Origin of the sequence: Albidovulum salinarum (genome assembly GCF_025673475.1) — a bacterium.
In the GTDB taxonomy this organism is placed as follows: domain Bacteria; phylum Pseudomonadota; class Alphaproteobacteria; order Rhodobacterales; family Rhodobacteraceae; genus Albidovulum; species Albidovulum salinarum.
Window position 1 is genome coordinate 1 of record NZ_JAOVQO010000080.1, and the last position, 529, is coordinate 529.

1 protein-coding gene is annotated in these 529 nt (G+C 60.7%); it reads left to right on the forward strand.

Annotation, left to right across the window (positions count from 1 at the left end; genetic code table 11):
- On the forward strand, positions 1-495 hold a 495-nt coding region (locus OEZ60_RS22215; protein ID WP_263341063.1), incomplete at its 5' end, for an IS6 family transposase.
- Positions 496-529: the final 34 nt, after the last annotated feature.

The following is a 529-nucleotide window of genomic DNA, read 5'->3' on the forward strand; positions in this document are numbered from 1 at the left end:
TGCTTGCGTTCTGGGCCGCAGTGGCAATGGCATCTCGACGAGATGTTTGTGAAGATCAACGGCGAGCGGCACTACCTCTGGCGGGCCGTCGATCATGAGGGCGAGGTTCTCGAGAGCTTCGTGACGAAGACGAGGGACAAGAAGGCGGCATTGAAATTCCTCAAGAAATCAATGAAGCGCTACGGTCGCCCGCACATTTTCGTCACCGACAAGCTGCGCTCCTATCGCGCCGCATTGAAGGAGGTCGGTGCGGCCGGCCGCCAGGTAACTGGTCGCTGGCTCAATAATCGGGCGGAGAATTCGCACCTGCCGTTCCGACGACGAGAACGGGCAATGCAGCGGTTTCGGCGGATGCGAAGTCTGCAGATGTTCGCCGCCGTCCACGCCTCGGTCGTCAATCATTTCAGTCAGGAACGCCACCTCTACTCGCGACAAAACTTCAAGCTCAACCGCGCCGCCGCTCTCGCCGAGTGGCGCGGCCTCGGCGCAGCATAAGGGACAGCGATCCTGCCCTTGTGGAGACGGGTTC